18 protein-coding genes are annotated in these 17,859 nt (G+C 68.3%); 9 read left to right on the forward strand and 9 right to left on the reverse strand.

Annotated features, from left to right (window positions below; translation table 11 throughout):
* Positions 1-4: 4 nt before the first annotated feature.
* Positions 5-2,491, reverse strand: coding sequence for a DNA topoisomerase I (locus tag LI334_RS10090; protein WP_227260698.1), 2,487 nt, complete (start codon positions 2,489-2,491; stop codon positions 5-7).
* A 78-nt stretch (positions 2,492-2,569) separates the two neighbouring features.
* On the opposite strand from LI334_RS10090, the gene LI334_RS10095 reads away from it, so the two are divergent.
* From LI334_RS10095 to LI334_RS10105, 3 genes are read left to right on the forward strand one after another with little or no spacing between them, the layout of a single operon-like run.
* Positions 2,570-2,941: a hypothetical protein gene (locus LI334_RS10095; protein WP_227260699.1), complete on the forward strand. Its 372-nt coding sequence runs from the start codon at positions 2,570-2,572 to the stop codon at positions 2,939-2,941.
* A 39-nt stretch (positions 2,942-2,980) separates the two neighbouring features.
* Positions 2,981-3,349: a hypothetical protein gene (locus tag LI334_RS10100; RefSeq protein WP_227260700.1), complete on the forward strand. Its 369-nt coding sequence runs from the start codon at positions 2,981-2,983 to the stop codon at positions 3,347-3,349.
* A gap of 59 nt (positions 3,350-3,408) precedes the next feature.
* Complete coding sequence (locus LI334_RS10105; protein WP_227260701.1) at positions 3,409-4,017, forward strand: nitroreductase family protein; 609 nt, start codon at positions 3,409-3,411, stop codon at positions 4,015-4,017.
* Between the two features lies 1 nt (position 4,018).
* Here the strand turns inward: LI334_RS10105 and LI334_RS10110 are convergent, their stop codons facing one another.
* Complete coding sequence (locus LI334_RS10110; RefSeq protein ID WP_227260702.1) at positions 4,019-4,423, reverse strand: GNAT family N-acetyltransferase; 405 nt, start codon at positions 4,421-4,423, stop codon at positions 4,019-4,021.
* 38 nt (positions 4,424-4,461) lie between these two features.
* A complete protein-coding gene (gatB, locus tag LI334_RS10115) occupies positions 4,462-5,940 on the reverse strand; it encodes an Asp-tRNA(Asn)/Glu-tRNA(Gln) amidotransferase subunit GatB (protein ID WP_227260703.1) in 1,479 nt (492 codons plus the stop codon).
* Positions 5,941-6,050: 110 nt separating this feature from the next.
* On the opposite strand from gatB, the gene LI334_RS10120 reads away from it, so the two are divergent.
* Genes LI334_RS10120 through LI334_RS10130 form a run of 3 tightly spaced genes read left to right on the forward strand, consistent with a single transcriptional unit; the run spans position 6,051 to position 10,780 of the window.
* Positions 6,051-6,329 (forward strand): DUF7518 family protein, encoded by a 279-nt coding sequence (locus LI334_RS10120; RefSeq protein ID WP_227260704.1) that lies wholly within the window; start codon positions 6,051-6,053, stop codon positions 6,327-6,329.
* Positions 6,330-6,335: 6 nt separating this feature from the next.
* On the forward strand, positions 6,336-9,914 hold the full coding sequence (gene smc, locus LI334_RS10125; protein WP_227260705.1) for a chromosome segregation protein SMC: 3,579 nt from the start codon (positions 6,336-6,338) through the stop codon (positions 9,912-9,914).
* Complete coding sequence (locus LI334_RS10130; protein ID WP_227260706.1) at positions 9,914-10,780, forward strand: segregation and condensation protein A; 867 nt, start codon at positions 9,914-9,916, stop codon at positions 10,778-10,780. Before smc ends, LI334_RS10130 begins: the two co-directional genes overlap by 1 nt.
* On the opposite strand, the gene LI334_RS10135 is transcribed toward LI334_RS10130, so the two are convergent.
* From LI334_RS10135 to LI334_RS10145, 3 genes are read right to left on the reverse strand one after another with little or no spacing between them, the layout of a single operon-like run.
* On the reverse strand, positions 10,767-11,483 hold the full coding sequence (locus LI334_RS10135; protein WP_227260707.1) for a DUF7504 family protein: 717 nt from the start codon (positions 11,481-11,483) through the stop codon (positions 10,767-10,769). The genes LI334_RS10130 and LI334_RS10135 overlap by 14 nt on opposite strands.
* A 57-nt stretch (positions 11,484-11,540) precedes the next feature.
* Positions 11,541-12,395 carry an S-methyl-5'-thioadenosine phosphorylase gene (mtnP, locus tag LI334_RS10140; RefSeq protein WP_227260708.1) on the reverse strand — a complete coding sequence of 285 codons (855 nt, stop codon included), beginning with the start codon at positions 12,393-12,395 and terminating at the stop codon, positions 11,541-11,543.
* Between the two features lie 45 nt (positions 12,396-12,440).
* The gene (locus tag LI334_RS10145) at positions 12,441-13,334 is read right to left on the reverse strand and encodes a hypothetical protein (RefSeq protein ID WP_227260709.1); all 894 of its coding nucleotides are present in this window, start codon (positions 13,332-13,334) and stop codon (positions 12,441-12,443) included.
* 98 nt (positions 13,335-13,432) lie between these two features.
* On the opposite strand from LI334_RS10145, the gene LI334_RS10150 reads away from it, so the two are divergent.
* On the forward strand, positions 13,433-13,822 hold the full coding sequence (locus tag LI334_RS10150) for a CopG family ribbon-helix-helix protein (protein ID WP_227260710.1): 390 nt from the start codon (positions 13,433-13,435) through the stop codon (positions 13,820-13,822).
* Here LI334_RS10150 and LI334_RS10155 read toward each other — a convergent pair.
* Entirely contained in the window at positions 13,819-14,520 is a 702-nt protein-coding gene (locus LI334_RS10155) for a phosphoribosyltransferase (RefSeq protein WP_227260711.1), read from the reverse strand. The genes LI334_RS10150 and LI334_RS10155 overlap by 4 nt on opposite strands.
* A gap of 74 nt (positions 14,521-14,594) precedes the next feature.
* Positions 14,595-14,978, reverse strand: a complete 384-nt coding sequence (locus tag LI334_RS10160; RefSeq protein ID WP_227260712.1) for a DUF7522 family protein — start codon at positions 14,976-14,978, stop codon at positions 14,595-14,597.
* A gap of 81 nt (positions 14,979-15,059) precedes the next feature.
* Between LI334_RS10160 and LI334_RS10165 the strand changes: the two genes are divergently transcribed.
* On the forward strand, positions 15,060-16,460 hold the full coding sequence (locus tag LI334_RS10165; RefSeq protein ID WP_227260713.1) for a DUF3887 domain-containing protein: 1,401 nt from the start codon (positions 15,060-15,062) through the stop codon (positions 16,458-16,460).
* On the forward strand, positions 16,457-17,401 hold the full coding sequence (locus LI334_RS10170) for a PhzF family phenazine biosynthesis protein (protein ID WP_227260714.1): 945 nt from the start codon (positions 16,457-16,459) through the stop codon (positions 17,399-17,401). The genes LI334_RS10165 and LI334_RS10170 overlap by 4 nt, the downstream gene beginning before the upstream one ends.
* On the opposite strand, the gene LI334_RS10175 is transcribed toward LI334_RS10170, so the two are convergent.
* Positions 17,398-17,805, reverse strand: coding sequence for a hypothetical protein (locus LI334_RS10175; protein ID WP_227260715.1), 408 nt, complete (start codon positions 17,803-17,805; stop codon positions 17,398-17,400). The genes LI334_RS10170 and LI334_RS10175 overlap by 4 nt on opposite strands.
* Positions 17,806-17,859: the final 54 nt, after the last annotated feature.

Consider the following 17,859-nt stretch of genomic DNA (forward strand, 5'->3'; position numbering starts at 1 on the left):
AGCGCTAGTCGGCCTTCGCCTGCCACTCGCGCACGCGGTCGGCGGACACGCCGTCCACCTCGTCCGCGAGCGCCTCCGGCTCCACGTCCGCCAGGTCGCCCACGGAGGAGACGCCGGCGGCTTCCAGTTTCTCCGCGGTCTTCGCGCCCACGCCGTCGAGCGCCTCCAGCCCGCGGTTCTGTTGGCGTTCCTGGTACTCCGCGAAGTTACAGATGGGACACCCGAGCTCCCAGGGATCGTCGCCCTCGTCGTGCACGACGAGCTTCGGGAGGCCGTGCTCGTCGCAGGACTCGTCCGTGATTTCGATGTCGCCGTGCCGGGGGAGTGGGAGCGAGTACTCGCAGTCCGGATACCGCGAACATCCGACGAGACGGTTCCCGTTCCGGAGCGTCTTGATGCGGAGTTCGCCGTCGTGCTCGTGTCCGCACTCGGGACACGGGCCGAGCACGGGCTCGTCGGCGTCGTCGGCCTCCTCGGCGCGGCAGAGCGGACAGCCGTGGACGAACGTGTTCCGGCCGGCGAGCATCTTCACCTCGTGCAGGCCGTGGTCGTCGCACTCCGAATCGAGAACGACGGGTTCGCCCGTGTCCGGGAGGGGGAGCGTGAACTCGCAGTCCGGGTAGCCGTCGCACCCGACGAAGAAGGAGCCCTGACGGCTCTTCCGAATCAGGAGCGTCTCCCCGCAGTCGGGACACGGCCCGAGCGTCTTGTCCGCTTTCAGCGACTCCTGGAGGTGGGTGCCGACCTCCTCGCGGGACTCGCCGAGCGAGTCGAAGATGCGGTCGAGGAGGTCGCGTGACTCCTGGGTGACCTCGTCGTACGTCTTCTCGCCGGACGCGATGGCGGCCATGTCGGCTTCGAGTTCGGCCGTCATCTCCTCGGAGACGAGCATGTCCGCGTACTCCTCGGCGGCCTCGACGACCGCCATCGCGAGCCGCGTGGGTTTCGGCGGGTCGTCCTCGATGTACCCGCGGTCGTAGAGCTTCTCGATGGTGTTGTGCCGGGTCGCCTTCGTCCCGATGCCCATGTCCTCCATCGTCTCGATGAGCCGGCTCTGCCCGTACCGGCGGGGCGGCTGGGTCTGCTTCGCCTCGATGCGGGCGTCGCTCACGTCCAACACGTCGCCCTCCTCGACGGCGGGCACGTGGTTCTCGTCCGTCCCGAAGTAGGGATAGACGGCGTGGTAGCCCTCGTCGAGGAGACGGCGGCCGTTCGCCTTCAATTGGAGGCCCTCGCAGTCGGCGACGACGCGCAGGTGCGCCCACTCGGCGGGGTCGGCGAGCGTCGCGAAGAAGCGCCGCACGACGAGTTCGTACACCTCCCACTCGTCCTCCGAGAGGTCGCCCCTATCGGGCATATCCGCGGTCGGGTGGATGGGCGGGTGGTCGGTCGTCTCCTCGTCGCCCTCCGTCGGCGTGAGGTCGTCCGCGTCGAGGAGCGTCTCCGCGTCGTCCCCGAAGTGGGGGTTCGCGGAGAGCGTGTCCAGCAGTTCCGCGGGGTCGAGGTCGTCCGGGTAGACGGTGTTATCAGTCCGAGGGTACGTGATGTAGCCCGCGGTGTAGAGGTCTTCCGCGATGCTCATCGCGCGCCCCGCGGCGTACCCGAGACTGCTCGCCGCGCGGATGTACTGGGTGGTGTTGAACGGCGCGGGCGGGTCGTCCGTCCGCGTGCGGCGGCGAACAGACTCCACGACGGCGTCCGCGGCGTCCCGGAGCACGTCGAACGCCGCCTCGGCGTCCGCCTCGTTCCAGACGCGCTCGGCCTCGTTGCCCTCGTCGTCGAGGTAGAAGTACTGGGCTTCGAACTCCGCGTCATCCTTCGCGAGGTCGGCGAACAGCTCCCAGTAGTCGTCGGGCTCGAACGCCTCGATTTCGCGTTCCTTGTCCACGATGAGCTTCAGCGTCGGCGTCTGCACCCGACCGACGGAGATGAAGTCGCCGCCGGTCTGGCGGGCGGAGAGCGAGAGGAAGCGCGTGAGCGCCGCGCCCCAGACAAGGTCGATAGTCTGGCGTGCCTCGCCGGCGGCGGCGAGGTCGAAGTCGAGGTCGTCGGGGTCGGCGAACGCCGTCTTCACCTCGTTCTCGGTGATGGAGGAAAAGCGCACGCGCTTGATGGGCGCGTCCTCGTTGACCTCGCGGACGAGCTCGTAGGCTTCCTTTCCGATGAGTTCGCCCTCGCGGTCGTAGTCCGTCGCGATGACCACGTCGTCCGCGCGCTCGGCGAGCCGCTGGAGGACGTTCACGATGTCCTCCTTCGTCGCGGTCTTCGTCACGTCAGCGTGCACGAGCTCGGCGGGTTCCACGTCCCGCCAGTCCGAGTACTCGGCGGGGAAGTCCACGCCGACGACGTGCCCCGAGAGGCCGACGCAGCGCTTTCCGCCCCACTCGTAGACGTTCACGCCGGCGTCGCGCTCCGTCGACGCGCCGCCGTCGCTCAGGATGTCGGCGATGCGGCGGGCCGCGTTGTTCTTCTCGGTGATGATGAGTTCCACTACTGTCGTCGGCTAGGCTGGAATCCCGCCTAAAGGTTTCGTCGCAAAACCTAACCCGGAGAGCGACGATTCACGCGTATGCACGTGTCTTCTCGATGGTTCTCGCTCCTCGGCGGATTCATCCTCGCGGGGGGCGTTCTCGGCCTGCTCTCGGAGACCGGACTGGCGCGCGTCCAGTACGCCTTCCTCGCCGCCGGCGGCCTCCTGTTCATCGTCGGCGGCACCGAAAACCCGATTCGCGAACGCGTCCCCTGGTACCAGCTCGTCGGGCTCGGCGACGTCGCGGTCGGCCTCGGCCTGGTGACGAGCGCGTTCGGCGACCCCTCCGGAACGGTCACGCTCACCCTCCAAACCACGCTCCTCGCCGCCGCCGGCATCGCGCTCGCCGTCCTCGGCGCGGACTACTTCCTCGGCGGCGCGTACCTCGAAGTCCCCGAGGAAGCGCCGTAGGCCGGAACCGTTATCCTCGCGCCGCCGGGAGTTCCGCGCATGCAGTGGCCCGCTCGGTGGTTCGCCGTCGTGGGCGGCGTTCTCGCCGTCGCCGGCGTCGGCCTGCTCGTCGCGTTCACGCCGTCCGGCATCGCTGCCCTCCAGCCACTCGCGCTCGCGCTCGCCGGCGTTCTCATGGTGCTCGTGGGCGTGCCGAATCCCGTCCGCGACGCCGTCGGCTGGCACCGACTCGTCGGCCTGGCGGACATCGCACTCGGCGCGACGCTCGTTCTCGGCTCCCTCCTGAGTGACCCCGTGAACCTGTGGTACGTCGCCATCTCCGCCATTGGGGGCGGGTCGCTCGCGCTCATCGGGTTCGACTACATCCGCGGCGGCCACTGGTTCGACATCTCGACGGACGCCCCGTGAGTCAGCTGACGCCGCCGCGTTCGAAGCCTGTATAGCCGCCCGCGCGCTATCGACAGTCAATGCAGGAAGTGGAATCCGAGCGGTCGCTCCGCGAGGAGGTCGCGGCGAACCGCACGCCGACGCGCGACGTGGATCCGTTGTTCGTGAACCGCTGGTCCGGGTACGCGATGACCGGCGAGCCAGTACCCGAACGGGACTACCTGCCGGTGTTCGAGGCGGCGCGCTGGGCGCCGTCGTCGCGGAACACGCAGCCGTGGCGGTTCGCGTACGCCGACCGGCGGGACGACGAGTGGGAGACGTTCGTCTCGCTCCCGAACGACTGGAACCGTCAGTGGGCGGAGAACGCGGCCGTGCTCGTCGTATTGTTCTCGGAGACGACGGACGAGGAGGGCCGCGAGCGGTCCGCGCACTCGTTCGACGCGGGGGCGGCGTGGGAGAACCTCGCGCTCGAAGCGACCCGACGCGGCCTCGTCGCGCACCCGATGGGCGGGTTCGACCACGACGCCGCGAAGGAAGAACTCGGCGCGCCCGACGACTACGACGCGGAGGCGATGATAGCAATCGGCGACCCCGCCCCCACCGACACGCTCCCCGAAGACCTCCGGGGCGGCGACGAACCGAACGGCCGGAAACCCCTCGACGAAATCGTCTCCCGCGGCGGGTTCTAAGTCACGGCCGATACATTCCCTTCGTCTCGGGCGCGGTGCGCTCGAATCCCCACTGTTCGTAGAAGCCGTCCACGTCCGCGAGGAGGTTCACGTACGCCGTCTCCGACGCGTGCTCGTCGAGGTAGTCGGCGACGGCGTCCATCAGCCGCGACCCGAGGCCGCGGCGCTGGTGGTCGGGGTGGACGGCCATGTCGCAGACGTGGAACACCGTCGCTCCATCACCCACGACGCGCGCCATCCCGACCGTCTCACCGCTGGGTTCGTGCACCATCGTAACGCCGTACAGGCTGTTCGATAGGCCTCGGCGGGCGTCCACGACGGTTCGCGGAGCCATCCCGGCGACCTCGCGGAGTTCGCAGAAGCGCTCCGGCGTCGGCAGTTCCTCCCGGAGACTGTAGTCGCTCATACCCGGGAGAACGAGCGCGAGGACGAAGGCGTGTCGCTCTAGAGGCGCTCGCGGAGGAGTTCGTTCACCTGGCCGGGGTCGGCGCTCCCGCCGGTCTTCTGCATCACCTGGCCGACGAGGAAGTTGAGCGCGCCCTCGTCGCCGGACTCGTAGTCCTCGACCGCGTCCGGGTTCTCCTCGATGGCCTCCTCGACCGCGGCCTCGACCTCGCTCCCCGAGGTCTTCCCGAGGTCGTGTTCCTCGACGACGGTGTCGGGGTCGTGCGCCTCGTCCAGCATCTCGCGCAACACGACCTCGCGCGCGTTCTTCTCCGTAATCTCGTCCTCGGCGACGAGTTCGACGAGGCGCGTGAACTCGTCGAACCGGCCCTCGATTTCCGTGATGGCCATGTCGCGGTAGTTGAGTTCGCCGAGGAGGTTGTCCGCGACCCAGGTCGCGGCGAGCGCGGGGTCGTACTCGGTCGCCACGTCCTCGAAGAAGTCCGCGACCTGCTTCGTGGACGTGAGCTTCGACGCCGCCTCTTCCGACAGTCCGTATTCCTCGCGGAAGCGCTCGCGCCGCGCGTCCGGCAACTCAGGGATGTCGAGTTCCTCCTTCCAGTCCGAGACCTCCAGGGGAGGGATGTCGGCCTCGCGGAAGTACCGGTAGTCCTTCTCTTCTTCCTTCGAGCGCATCGACACCGTCGACCCCGAGCCTTCGTTCCACGCCCGGGTCTCCTGTTCGACCGCGCGTCCGCGCTTCAGGAGGTTGCGCTGGCGGGCGATTTCGTAGGACAGCGCGGACTCCGCGCCCCGGTGGCTGGAGATGTTCTTCACCTCGGTGCGGTTCGCGGCCGCGAGCGCCTCCTCGCTCGGCCGGCCGTCGGCGTCGAACTCGGCGGACTCCATCATCGAGATGTTCGCGTCCACGCGGAGGCTGCCGTCCCGGCCGGAGTCGTAGATGCCGAGGTACTCCAGGACTTCTTCGAGTTTCGCGAGGAACGCCCGCGCCTCGCCGGGTTCCCGGAAGTCCGGTTTGGTGACGATTTCCATCAGGGGCGTGCCGGCGCGGTTGTAGTCTACCTTCGTGTAGTCCGCGGTCTCGATGCTCCCACCGACGTGCTGGAGGCTCCCCGGGTCTTCTTCGAGGTGCGCGCGTTCGAGTTCGATGGTGCGCCGACTGCCCTCGTGGTTGATTTCGAGTTCGCCGCCGTCGCAGATGGGGGCGTCGTACTGCGTTATCTGGAAGCCCTTCGGGAGGTCGGGGTAGAAGTAGTTCTTCCGGTGGAACCGGGTGCGTTCGGGGATGTCCGAGTGGAGGGCTTTTCCGAGTCGGACGGCGGACTCGACGGCCGCCTCGTTGAGGACGGGGAGCGCGCCCGGGAGTCCGAGGCAGACGGGACACGTGTGGGTGTTCGGCTCCGCGTCCGCGGTGTCCGTCGAACACGAACAGAAGATCTTGGTGTCCGTTTCGAGTTGGACGTGGACTTCCAGCCCGATGACGGACTGGAGGTCCGTTTCGGCGGCCTGCGTACTCATTACGCCACGTTTCTGGGTCGCGCGGCTTAGAACTGACGAACGGAGACGTAGCTAGTACTTGATAATTGTCTGACGCCGGTTTTATACAGTCACATGCGGTTCATTGGGGTATGAGTGACGAACGCGTCGAAGAACTCGAAGGCCGCGTGAAGGAACTGGAAGCGACGGTTCGCGGCCTGACGGAGGAACTCGTGGACACGACAGAGCGAGTGCGGGAACTCGAAGAGGAACTCGGCCTGAACGAACCCGCGGAGCGCGCCCGCGACGAGCGCCGGGACGCGGAAGCCGCGGCGGCCGCGGAAGAAGCCGACGCGGAGGCGGAGGCAGACGCCGACACCGAGGACGACCAAGACGAGTCCGGCTTGGGCGACGACATCATCGTCGCATAGGCCACGATGTACATCGACGAAATCGTCCTGGAGAACTTCAAGAGCTTCGGACGCACCACCCGAATCCCGTTCTACGAGGACTTCACCACCATCAGCGGGCCGAACGGCAGTGGGAAGTCGAACATCATCGACGCCGTGCTGTTCGCGCTCGGTCTCGCCCGGACGCGCGGGATGCGCGCGGAGAAGCTCACCGACCTCATCTACAACCCGAGCCACGACGGCGACGAGGACGCCGGCGGGCCGCGGGAGGCGAGCGTCGAAGTCGTGCTGAACAACGAGGAGCGCACGCTCTCGCGCTCGCAGGTCGTGAACGCCGCCGGGAGCGACGACGTGGGCGACGTGGACACGGTGTCCATCCGGCGGCGCGTGAAGCGCACCGAGGACAACTACTACTCGTACTACTACTTGAACGGCCGCTCGGTGAACCTCTCCGACATCCAGGACTTGCTCGCGCAGGCGGGCGTCACCCCGGAGGGGTACAACGTCGTGATGCAGGGCGACGTGACGGGCATCATCAACATGACCGCGGGCGAGCGCCGCGAAATCATCGACGAAATCGCGGGCGTCGCGGAGTTCGACGCGAAGAAGGCGGACGCGTACGAGGAACTCGACGTCGTCGAGGAGCGCATCGACGAGGCCGACCTCCGCATCGAGGAGAAGGAGAACCGTCTGGAACAGCTCTCCGAGGAGCGCGAGACGGCGCTCGAATACCAGGAGCTCCGCGAGGAGAAGTCCGAGTACGAGGGGTACGTGCAGGCCGCCGAGCTGGCGGAGAAACGCGAGTCGCTCGCGGACGCGGCGGACGAGGTCGAGACGTGGACGGAGCGCCGCGACACGCTCCAGGACGAACTCGACAGCCGCCGCGGGCGTGTCGCGCGCCTCGAAGACGAACTCGCGGAGCTGAACGCGGAAATCGAGCGGAAGGGCGAGGACGAACAGCTCGAACTCAAACGCGAAATCGAGGAGGTGAAGGGCGAAATCGGCCGCCTGGAAGACCAGATCGAGGCCGCAGAAGAGCGCGTCGAGGAGGCGGAGTCGGCGCGCCGGCAGGCGTTCGTCGAAATCGACCGGAAGCAAGAGCAGATAGACGACCTCGACGGGGAGATTCGCGACATCAAGGTCGAGAAGGCGTCGCTGAAGACGGACGTACAAGGAAAGCAGGAGGAACTCGCGGCCGTCGAGGACGAAATCGCGTCCGTGGACACGGAGTTCGACGAGCTCAAGGCGGAGTTAGAGGAGAAGAAGGCCGCGCTGGAGGACGCGAAGTCGGCGCGCAACGACCTCCAGCGGGAGAAAGACCGATTGCTGGACGAGGCGCGCCGGCGGTCGAACGAGGTCTCGGAGGTGGAGACGGAGTTGGACGAGGCGCGCGAGTCGCTGCCGGAGTTCGACGCGAAGCTCGACGACCTCCAGTCGGAGCTGGAGAAGGCGAAGAAGAACGCCGCGCAGATAGAGGACGTGGTCGCCGACCTGAAACAGGAGAAATCCGAGTTGCAGGACGACCTCGCGGACGTGGAGGACGACCTCTCCGCGGCCCAAGAGGAGTACGCGCGCCTCGAAGCGCAGGCGGACGAGTCCGGGGACTCCTCGTACGGCCGCGCGGTATCGACTATTCTGAACGCCGACCGGGAGGGCGTGCACGGGACGGTCGCCCAGTTGGGCGGCGTGTCCGGCGAGTACGCGACCGCCGCGGAGACCGCCGCTGGCGGACGGTTGGCGAACGTCGTGGTGGACGACGACAGCGTCGGCCAGCAGTGCATCGAGTTCCTGAAGTCGCGGAACGCGGGACGGGCGACCTTCCTCCCCATCACGAAGATGCAGAACCGCTCGCTCCCCCGGAAACCGAGCGACCCGGGCGTGGTGGACTTCGCGTACAACCTCGTGGAGTTCGACCAGCAGTACGCGCCCATCTTCTCGTACGTGCTCGGGAGCACGCTCGTCGTGGAGGACATGGAGACCGCCCGCGAGTTCATGGGCGACTACCGGATGGTCACGCTGGACGGCGACCTCGTGGAGAAGTCGGGCGCGATGACCGGCGGCAGTCGCTCCGGCAGCCGGTACTCCTTCTCCAAGACGGGGAAGGGCCAGCTGGAGCGGGTCGCCACCCGAATCAACAAACTGGAGGACGAACGCCGGAGCATCCGGGAAGACGTGCGCGACGTGGAGGAGCGCCTCGACGCGGCGCGCGACCGGCAGTCCGACGCGAACGACCAGGTGCGCTCCATCGAGTCCGACATCGAGCGCGTCGAGCGCGAGCGCGAGGAGACCGAAGAACGCATCGACAGCCTCGAAGCCCGCATCGCGGAAATCGAGGACGAGCGCGAGGAGGTGGACGCGCGGATGCAGGAACTCGACGGCGAGTTGGACGAGACGAACGAGGAGATCGCGGCCATCGAGGCCGACATCGACGAACTCGAAGCCGAACTCGCGGACTCCCGCATCCCCGAACTCACCGCGGAGAAGGAGGACATCGAGGCCGACATCGACGAGTTGGAGGACGAAATCGACGACCTCGACGGCGAACTGAACAGCCTCCAATTGGAGAAGCAGTACGCGGAGGAGGCCATCGAAGACCGGCACGACGACATCGAGGCCGCGCAGAACAAGAAGGCCGAGCAGGAAGAGCGCATCCGCGAGTTGGAGGAGAAGATCGACGACCAGCGCGACCTCCTCGAAGAGAAGGAGGCCGCCGTCGAGGACTTGGAGGACGAACTCGCCGACCTCAAGTCCGAGCGCGAGGACTTGCAGGCGGAGTTGACGGAGGCGCAGTCCGACCGCGACGAGTACGCGTCGAAGGTCGAGAACGCGAAGGGCGAACTGGAGCGCGCGGAGAGTACGGTCGCGCGACTGGAAGCCGAAATCGAGGAGCTCGAAGCCGTCGTCGGCGAGTTCGACCCCGAGGACGTGCCCGACCTGGACGAGGTCGAGGCGCGCATCAGCGACCTGGAAGCCGAGATGGAGGCGCTGGAGCCGGTGAACATGCTCGCCATCGAGGAGTACGACGAGGTCGAGGCCGACCTGGACGACCTCCGGGAGAAGCGCGAGACGCTCGTCGCGGAGGCAGACGGCATCCGCGAGCGCATCGAGTCCTACGAGTCCCAGAAGCGCGAGACGTTCATGGACGCGTACGAGGAGATAGACGAGCAGTTCCAGCGCATCTTCAGCCGGCTCTCCGACGGGTCGGGCGAACTCGTGCTCGAAGACGAGGACGACCCGTTCGAGGGCGGATTGACGATGAAAGCCCAGCCCGGGGACAAGCCCGTCCAGCGGCTGGACGCGATGAGCGGCGGGGAGAAGTCCTTGACGGCGCTCGCGTTCATCTTCGCCATCCAGCGGTACAACCCCGCGCCGTTCTACGCGCTGGACGAGGTTGACGCGTTCCTCGACGCCGTGAACGCCGACCGGGTCGGGGAGATGGTGGACGAACTCGCGGGCGACGCGCAGTTCATCGTCGTCAGCCACCGCTCCGCGATGCTCGAACGCTCCGAGCGCGCCATCGGCGTGACGATGCAGGAGAACAACGTCTCCGCCGTCACGGGAATCGACCTCACCGGCCAGCACGCGGAAGCGAGCGGTGACGACTGATGAGTGAGAACCCCGAGGACGCGCTCGCTATCGCCGGCCACGAGGAAAGGGAGCCGCCATCGGGCGCGAACGCGGACGCGACCGACCTGTTCGACGCCGACGAGAGCGACGACGACGAAGTGGAGCCGGTCGAACTGCTCGTGCAGTTGGCGAAAGAGGGCGAGATAGAGCCGTGGGACATCGACATCGTGGACGTGACGGACGCGTTCCTCGAACGCCTCGACGAGGCCGACCTCCGCACGTCCGGCCGCGCGCTGTTCTACGCGAGCGTCCTCCTCCGCATGAAGTCGGACGCGCTCCTGGAGCCGGACGAGCCCGACGAACCCGAGGAGCCGGAGCCCGCGCCGTGGGACGCGCCCGAAGCGACGGACGACGGGATGCCCGGGTTCGACCCCGTGGACGCGCTGGAGGCCGAGATGGATCGGCGGCTCGAACGCAAGGACGCCCGCGGGACGCCCGAGACGCTGGACGAACTCGTGCGGAGCCTCCGGGAGGCCGAGCGCGGGTCGTGGTGGAAGGAATCCCGGACGTACGACACGGACTCCTCCCCGCAGGGGTTCCGGCGGGGGACGCAGACGCTCGACTACCACACGGGCGACGACATGCGGCTGGACGACGAGCCGACCGAGGCGGAGGCGCTCGGCACCGCGCACGAGGAGGACATCGAGGCGACCATCGAGGACGTAAACGACGCGCTCGGCGAGCGGTTTGACCGCGGGCGGGACGAAGTCCTCTACGAGGAAATCGCGGACGCGGGCGGGACGCGGGTGGAGACGTTCCTCGCGCTCCTCTTCCTCGCGCACCGCGGGAGCGTCTACTTAGAACAGGACGAGTTGTTCGACGACCTCTGGGTCAGTCGAGCGTGAGCCACGCGGACTCCAGTCCGGAGTCGTGGAGTCGCCACTTCTGCCGGACGCCGCCGCCCGGCCGGGATTCGGCGTCGATAGTCGCGTCGAACAGGGGTTCGTAGACCGCGAGATGGCGTTCCGGGATGCCGGCGGCGACGTGCGCGTGGAGGATGCCGTCGCTCTCGCGGACGCGCGCCGTCAGGAGTTGGAGGAACCGGAACAAGTCTTCTTCCGTGGTTTCGCCGCCGTCCACCGCGTCGAGGAGCGCGTCGAGCGTGTGGAGGCAGACGCGGAGTTCGCCCGCGCCCGGGTCGCGGGGGAAGAGGCGGTCGATGTGGTCGTCGATGGCCGCGAGCACGTCGGGGAACGCGGTGCGGTCGTCCACGGTGGTGCGCCACGTCTGCGCGGCGTCGGGTTCCGGGAGCGCGGCCGTCGAGCCGCTGGCCGCGACCGCGGAGCGCGTGTACTCGCCGCCGGACGCGTCGACGACGCCGAACTGGTCGCTTGAGAGGTCGCGGCCGTCGCGGACGGTGAGCGCGCGGTCGGCGTCGCTCGTGGAGACGACGACGCTCCGGCGGTCGAGCGAGGGGTCGCCGAGGAGGCGGTCACAGACGCCGTTCGTCCCGCGCGTGTCACCGCGAACGAGAACCGCACAGCCCGTTCGCTTGAGGTCTGCGAGACGGGCGGCGAACGATTCGGCGCGGGTCGCGTCTGATTCCATGACTACCCTAGTGGACGAACGCCACCTATTTAGTTTTTCTGAGCGATTCGGTGAAGATTAGAGGTAGTCGCCGACGAAGATGTCCACGCGCTCCCGGGTCTCCGCGGGGATGGCGTCCGTCGGCGTGTTCACCGTCCCTTCGAGGCTGTGCCCGCAGTCACACTCCCGCGCGTCGGGGAGCGTCTCGATGGCGTGCTCGATTGTCTGCTTGATCGCCGTCTCGTTCGCGGCGGCGTTCTCCAGAACCTCTTCGAGCGTGACCTCGCTGTCCTCCTTCCACACGTCGTAGTCGGTGACGCCGGCGACGGTCGCGTAACACATCTCGGCCTCGCGCGCGAGCTTCGCCTCCGGAATAGCGGTCATGCCGACGAGATCCCATCCCTGCGCGCGGTAGAACTCGGATTCGGCCTTCGTGGAGTACTGCGGGCCCTCGATGCAGACGTACGTCCCGCCCTTCTCCGCGTCGGCGTCCGTCGCCTCGCTCGCGGCGTCGTGCAGGTGGTCGACCATGTGCGGACAGTACGGTTCCGCGAACGGCTGGTGGACGACGATACCGTCCCCGAAAAAGGAGGAGTCGCGGTGCTTGGTGCGGTCGAAAATCTGGTCGGGAACCACGAGCGTCTGCGGCGGCAAGTCCTCGCGGAGGCTCCCCACCGCGTTCGACGCGAGCACGCGCTCGACGCCGAGTTCCTTCAGCGCGTAGATGTTCGCGCGGTAGGGGAGGTTCGTCGGTTCGCGCTGGTGGTCGGGGCCGTGCCGCGGCAGGAACGCGACCTCGGTTCCGGTGTCGCCGAACTCGCCGACGGTGACGGGCGCGCTCGGGTCGCCGTACGGCGTCGATACCTCGTGTTCCGTGACGTTCGACAGGGGGAGGGCCTCGTAGATACCGCTCCCGCCGATGAAGCCTATCATGCTGGGTTCTCGCGCCGGCGCGGACTTAAGCCGTCCGTCATCGCCCTAGAGCACGCCGAGCACGAACCCCGCCCCCATCGCGACGAGCACCACCGCCGAGAACACGGGCAGGTAGGGCGCGTACGCCTCGACGCGCGCCTCGTAGCGCTCGTAGCCCGCGACGAGCAGCATCGTCAGCGTGACGATGCCGACGATGACCGTGAGCGCGTACGCCGTCATCAGTTCGAGGCAGTACGTCGAGCCCGCGCACAGCCCGATGATTTCGAACTCCTCCTCGTGCGCGAACCCGAGCAGGAACGCGAACCACGCGATACCCCACAGCCCCCGGTCGGCCTCCTCCCCGAACCCGTGGTCGTGCGAGTGCCCGCCGCCAACGAACACGCCCCGCACCCGCGACCACACCCGCGACGCCAGCGACCCCGACCCGCCGTCGTCGTGCGAGTGGTCGTGGTGGTCGTGCGAGTGCCCGTGGCCGTCGTGGCCATCCCCGTGCGAGTGACCGTGGTCGTGGTCGTCGTGTGACTGGCCGTCGTGTCCGGGTTCGTCGTGGCTGTGGCCGTGTTCGTGGCCGGCTCCGTGCGAATGGTCGTGGCTGTGTCCGTGGCCGGTGTATTCGCGGACGCCGAGGAGGACGAGGAGGACGCCGGCGACGACGCTGACGGGGCCGCCGATGGAGAACCCGAGGACGGTGAGCGGCTCGTTGACCTGGGTGAGGGAGAAGTAGGACTTGGCGTAGAAGAAGACGGCGACCATGGCGATGCTGGAGACGAGGTGGCCGACGCCGAGGAGGACGCTGGCGGCGAGGCCGTGCAGCCACTTGTTCGAGCGGTCGAGCGCGTAGGACGCGGCGACGGGCCAGCCGTGGCCGGGTTCGATGCCGTGAATCGCGCCGAGCGCGACCGCGCCGACGAGCAGGCCGAGCGCGTCACCGTGGAGCATACGCGAGTCGAGCGACCTCCGAGAGGTAAGGGTTGTTAATACCCGTCGCGGGGTGTCGTCATACGGAGGTTCTTGTGGCGGGCGACCCGACTCCGGGTATGCGGACGAGTTTCAACATCCCGGACGAGGTGGTCGCGGAGTTCGACCGCGTCTGGCAGGACGAGGGGTTGGCGAACCGCTCGCGGGCGGTCAGGGAGGCGATGCAGGAGTACGTGGAGGCGCACGACCGACTGGAGGCGATGACGGGCGAGGTGGTGGCGCTCGTCGGATTCGACTACCGCCACCACGAGGTCATCGAGGAACTGCACGGCGTCCAGCACGAGTACCAGGACGTGATACTGAACACGAGCCACACCCATCAGGGCGAGTGGTGTCTCGAATCCCTGTTCTGTCGGGGGGACGTGGCGCGCGTCCGCGAACTCACCTATCGCTTGCGGGACTTCGACGGCGTGCGCCGCGTGAAACACATGCTGATTCGCGCCGACTAGGCGTCCGCGCGCCGCATCCACTCGTCGTCGCTCGTCTTCACGAGCGCGTCCCGCCGCACCATCTCCTCCAGGACTTCGTCCAGTCGGTCGGGCTGGGCGATCTCCATCTCGATGCGTTCGATGTCGTGGTACTCGGAGAGGTAGTGGCGGATGTCGGCGCGGGAGAACGTGGCGGTGTCGGCGCGCTCCATCACGCCCTCGATGATGTCTATCATGTCCTCGATGAAGTTCCAGGGGTAGACGATCCACGCCCAGTCTTCGAGGCGTTCGCCGACGAAGTCGGGGTCGTACTCGCTCGTCCCGAGGAGCTGGAGGGTCGCGGTACGAACCTCGTTGGCGTTGCGCTCGTCCACGTACTCGTGGGCGCGCTCGATGGAGCCGCCGGTGTCCGCGATGTCGTCGATGATGAGGACGTCCTTGTCCTCGACGGAGCCTTCCGGCATCGGATAGCGGACTTCGGGTTCGCCCGACTTCTGGGCGGTGCCGACGTAGTGTTCCATCTTCAGGCTCGTGAGGTCGTTCAGTCCGAGGAAGTCACAGAGACAGCGACCGGCGAACCAGCCGCCGCGCGCGAGCGCGACGACCACGTCCGGTTCGAACTCGTCGCGCTTGACCTGGTCGCTGACGTCCCGGCAGAGACCGTAGATGTACTCCCAGTTCGTGATAGTGCACTTGAAATCGTCCGGGAGGTCGCTCATTCCGCTCGACTCTCGGTGTCGTCGCCACTTAACGGTTTACAGGCGTAGTCAGGGGCGTGGCGCGTCCGGCGCGGTCAGTCGCGCTCCTGTTCGATGTGGGCGGTCGCGGTGTTCATGAATCCGACGACGCTCGGCGTCACGTCGGTGTCGACGCTGACGCCGTAGCCCGCGTCGTCGGCGACGGGGAGTTGGACGAGGACGGCGTTCGAGAACACGCGGACGGTGCCCGAGAAGTCCCCGAAGAGGCCGAGGTCGTTCGCGGCGTGTTCGCGGCGCGCAAGTTCCACGAGGTCGGGGAGGTCGGCGCGGACGTTACTGCGCCAGGCGTCGTCCTCCTTGAGGTCGGCGCGGAGGTAGTGAACCTCGAACTCGCTTCCGTGGTAGGAGAGGACGCCGCGGAGCGCGCTCCCGACGTCCTCCCGGAGCCATCGCACGAACCGTTGGTCGTTCGGATCCATGCGTAAAATATCACGATTAGAGATGATTAATCTATGGGACGAGGAGAAGCGTTCATTTCGCTGGCAGTCGAGAGAGGACGTATGAGACGACCGACGCGGCGGGACGCGCTCCGCGCGGGCGCGGCGGGACTACTCGCGCTCGCCGGCTGCCAGGGCGACAGCGCGACGACGGCGACGACGACCGACCCGACGGCGACGACCGGGACGAGCGCAACCACGACGGGCGCGACCACGACGACCGACCCCGAGCGCCAGCGCGAGACGGCGGTGCGGTTCGTCAGCCTGCTCGCGGACGGCGCGTACGAGGACGCGCACGGCATGCTGTCGGCGTCGGTGCGCGAGCAACTGTCCGCGGCGGGCCTGCGGTCGGCGTGGGAGCAGACCACCGCCGCGGACGGCGCGTTCGTCGGCGTGGCGGGCGTGACGCGCACGACGAGCCAGGGGTACGACGTGTTGGTGGTGCGCGCGCAGTTCGAGGCCGGCGTCGTCGCGGTGCAGGTGACGTTCGACGCGGCCGACATCGTCGGTCTCTACTTCGTGCCGGTCGCGGGCGAGTACACGCCGCCGGAGTACGCGGACGAGTCGGCGTTCGCGGAGCGCGAGGTCGCGCTCGACAGCCCCGCGTGCTCGCTCGGCGCGACGGTGACGGTGCCGAACGGGGGCGCGGACGCCGGCGTCGTGCTCGTCCACGGGTCCGGCCCGCACGACCGCGACGAGACCATCGGCCCGAACAAGCCGTTCAGAGACCTCGCGTGGGGGCTGGCGTCCCGCGGCGTCGCCGTGCTCCGGTACGAGAAACGGACGTACGCGTGCGACGCCGCGGCGACCGACCTCGACTTCGAGGCGCTCGTCGTCGCGGACGCGCTGACGGCGCTCTCGCGGCTCCGCGCGGAAACCGACGTGTCGCGGACGGCCGTGGTCGGGCACAGCCTCGGCGCGTACGCCGCGCCCCGAATCGCCGCCCGGGACGGGGACGCGGACGCGTTCCTGCTCGCCGCGCCGTCCCGACCGCTCTACGAACTCGTCCCCGCCCAGGTCGCGTACCTCGCGGAGCTCGACGGCACCGTCACGGACGCCGAGCGCGAGCAACTGACCGCGGCCCGCGAGACCGCCGACCGCCTCGCCGCCGGCGACTACGCGGGCGGCGGGTTCTCGTGGAGCGCCGACTTCTGGCGCGCGGTCGCGGACTACGACCCCGTCGAAACCGCGAGCGGCCTCGACGCCGACGTGTACGCGCTCCAGGGCGGCCGGGACTACCAGGTGAGCGCGACCGCGGACTTTCCCGCGTGGCGGGACGCCCTCCCCGAGAACCGCGCCCGGCTCTACGACGCCCTGAACCACCTGTTCATGCCGGGGGAGGGCCCGCCGAACCCCGGCGAGTACGTCGCGGAGGGACACGTCGCGGCGTCCGTGGTCACCGACCTCGCGGGCTGGCTCGGAGGGAAAGACGGAACACGCGCCCGGCGGAACGGACGGGTATGAGTGAGAGCGTGCGGGCGTTCCTCGTGGACGCGTTCGCGGACGAACCCTGCGCGGGGAACCCCGCGGGAGTCGTGCCGGACGCCGACGGGCTGAGTGCGGAGCAGATGCTCGCGGTCGCGTCCGAGTTGGGGGCGAGCGAGACGGCGTTCGTCCGGGAGAGCGAGACGGCAGACCGCCGCGTCCGGTACTTCTCCCCGACGACCGAGGTGGACTTGTGCGGGCACGCGACGATTGCGAGCCACGCCCGGCTCTTCGAGAGCGACCGCATCGACGCGGGGACGCACACGCTGGAGACGAACGTCGGCACGCTCGACATCGAACTCACGGAGTCGGGGACGGTGTGGATGACGCAGAACCCGCCCGAAGTTCGGCAGGTCGCGCTCGACGGCGAGCGGGTCGCGTCGGCGCTCGGCGTCCCGGCGTCGGCGCTCGTGGCCGACCTGCCGTTCGCGGTCGCCTCCACGGGCCTGCCGTTCCTCGTCGTCGGCGTGGAGTTCCTCTCCGATTTGGGGGACGCCAGCCCCGACTTCGACGCGCTCGAAGCGCTCTGCGAGGACGTGGACGCGGAGGGCGTGTACGCGTTCACGTTCGACACGCTGAGCGGCGGCGCGGACGTGCACGGCCGCGCGTTCTGCCCCCTGCTCGGCATCGACGAAGACCCCGTGACGGGCACGGCGAGCGGCGCGACCGCGGCCTACCTCGACCACGTCGGCGCGTTCCGCGGCGGCGGCGAGAGCCCCGCCGCGACGGACGTGTCGCTGGAGGGAGACGGGTTCCCGGACGAACTCGTGTTCGAGCAGGGCCACTTCCTCGACCGCCCCGGCACCGTTCGCGCGACCGTGGACGGCGCGACGGTTCGCGTCGGCGGCACCGCGACCACCGCGCTCGACGGCACGCTCCGCGTGCCGGACGACGAGAGCGACGAGATACTGGAAGCCTAGAACTCGTCGTCCTCGGTCTTGAGGTCGCGGAGTTCGCGGTTCACGGACTGGAGGTCGTGTTGCATGTCGCTGAGCCGGTCGTCGAGCACGGCGACGATGTCGCTCTTCACGTGTTCCGTGTCGAACGTCTCCCCGACCTCCTCCTCGGTCGCGGCGGTGAGCGTCTTGAAGAACGCCCACGCCTTCCCGAGTCGGTAGACGACGAGGCCGACGAGCGCGACGACGAAGCCGGGCGCGCCCGCGGCGAGCGACGACGTGTAGGACTCGGTCGATTCGTAGGCGGCGAACCCCTCCTGGAGGCCGTAGTAGCCGCCAACGGCGATGAGCGCGAACCCGACGACGGCGAACAGCGACGTGAGCGCGAAGTACTTCCCCGCCCAGACGAAGGCCCGTTTTGCGTCCATGGCCGGGCGGAGACGACCGAGCGGCTAAAGTCCTGCGTCACGCGTGACGCGCGC

Source organism: Salarchaeum japonicum (assembly GCF_020614395.1).
GTDB lineage: Archaea > Halobacteriota > Halobacteria > Halobacteriales > Halobacteriaceae > Salarchaeum > Salarchaeum japonicum.

Bases quoted from the DNA above. Each gene is read 5' to 3' on its own strand.
- LI334_RS10095 (WP_227260699.1), top strand. From the start codon at position 2,570: ATGCACGTGTCTTCTCGATGGTTCTCGCTCCTCGGCGGATTCATCCTC.
- LI334_RS10100 (WP_227260700.1), top strand. From the start codon at position 2,981: ATGCAGTGGCCCGCTCGGTGGTTCGCCGTCGTGGGCGGCGTTCTCGCC.
- LI334_RS10105 (WP_227260701.1), top strand. From the start codon at position 3,409: ATGCAGGAAGTGGAATCCGAGCGGTCGCTCCGCGAGGAGGTCGCGGCG.
- LI334_RS10110 (WP_227260702.1), bottom strand. From the start codon at position 4,423: ATGAGCGACTACAGTCTCCGGGAGGAACTGCCGACGCCGGAGCGCTTC.
- gatB (WP_227260703.1), bottom strand. From the start codon at position 5,940: ATGAGTACGCAGGCCGCCGAAACGGACCTCCAGTCCGTCATCGGGCTG.
- LI334_RS10120 (WP_227260704.1), top strand. From the start codon at position 6,051: ATGAGTGACGAACGCGTCGAAGAACTCGAAGGCCGCGTGAAGGAACTG.
- smc (WP_227260705.1), top strand. From the start codon at position 6,336: ATGTACATCGACGAAATCGTCCTGGAGAACTTCAAGAGCTTCGGACGC.
- LI334_RS10130 (WP_227260706.1), top strand. From the start codon at position 9,914: ATGAGTGAGAACCCCGAGGACGCGCTCGCTATCGCCGGCCACGAGGAA.
- LI334_RS10135 (WP_227260707.1), bottom strand. From the start codon at position 11,483: ATGGAATCAGACGCGACCCGCGCCGAATCGTTCGCCGCCCGTCTCGCA.
- mtnP (WP_227260708.1), bottom strand. From the start codon at position 12,395: ATGATAGGCTTCATCGGCGGGAGCGGTATCTACGAGGCCCTCCCCCTG.
- LI334_RS10145 (WP_227260709.1), bottom strand. From the start codon at position 13,334: ATGCTCCACGGTGACGCGCTCGGCCTGCTCGTCGGCGCGGTCGCGCTC.
- LI334_RS10150 (WP_227260710.1), top strand. From the start codon at position 13,433: ATGCGGACGAGTTTCAACATCCCGGACGAGGTGGTCGCGGAGTTCGAC.
- LI334_RS10155 (WP_227260711.1), bottom strand. From the start codon at position 14,520: ATGAGCGACCTCCCGGACGATTTCAAGTGCACTATCACGAACTGGGAG.
- LI334_RS10160 (WP_227260712.1), bottom strand. From the start codon at position 14,978: ATGGATCCGAACGACCAACGGTTCGTGCGATGGCTCCGGGAGGACGTC.
- LI334_RS10165 (WP_227260713.1), top strand. From the start codon at position 15,060: ATGAGACGACCGACGCGGCGGGACGCGCTCCGCGCGGGCGCGGCGGGA.
- LI334_RS10170 (WP_227260714.1), top strand. From the start codon at position 16,457: ATGAGTGAGAGCGTGCGGGCGTTCCTCGTGGACGCGTTCGCGGACGAA.
- LI334_RS10175 (WP_227260715.1), bottom strand. From the start codon at position 17,805: ATGGACGCAAAACGGGCCTTCGTCTGGGCGGGGAAGTACTTCGCGCTC.